Here is a 696-nt window from a genome sequence, read left to right on the forward strand (position 1 = left end):
CTGCTGTCAGTAAGGGTTCCGTCGGATACCTGCACCGTAATGCTGCCTGTACCGTTGTAATTAGCTTGTGGAGCAATGGTTAAGGTGGCGCCGCTGATGCTGGCACCGAGCTCGGCCGTGGCTGAGGAAATACTGTAGGTCAGGCTATCCCCGTCAGCATCGGTCGCGCTTAACGTGATACTCAGCGTGGCATCTTCGTTCAGTGTTTTCGCCGTAATGGCGCTGATAACCGGCGCATCATTAACCGGATCTACGGTGACATTAAAGCTGGTGCTGTCGCTCAGGGCGCCGTCGGATACCTGCACTGTGATGCTGCCTGTACCGTTGTAATTAGCTTGTGGAGCAATGGTTAAGGTGGCGCCGCTGATGCTGGCACCGAGCTCGGCCGTGGCTGAGGAAATACTGTACGTCAGACTGTCACCATCGGCATCGGTCGCGCTCAGCGTTACATTTAGCGTGGTATCTTCATTGAGCGTCTTGGCCGTAACAGTGCTGATCACGGGTGCATCGTTTACCGCATCAACGGTGACATTAAAGCTGGTGCTGTCGCTCAGGGTGCCGTCGGAAACCTGTACGGTGATATTGCCGGCACCGTTGTAATTAGTCTGCGGTGCAATGGTTAAGGTGGTGCCGCTGATGCTGGCGCCCAGTTCGGTGGTAGCGGAGGTAATGCTGTAGGTTAATGAGCCGCTGTCG

The 696-nt window shown here is 55.6% G+C and carries 1 protein-coding gene; it reads right to left on the reverse strand.

Going from position 1 to position 696, the window contains the following annotated elements:
* On the reverse strand, positions 1 to 696 hold a 696-nt coding region (locus tag HUF18_RS07970), incomplete at both ends, for a tandem-95 repeat protein (protein WP_225692017.1).

Origin of the sequence: Thalassolituus sp. ST750PaO-4, from assembly GCF_020320405.1 — a bacterium.
Lineage (GTDB): Bacteria > Pseudomonadota > Gammaproteobacteria > Pseudomonadales > Oceanobacteraceae > Venatoribacter > Venatoribacter alkanivorans.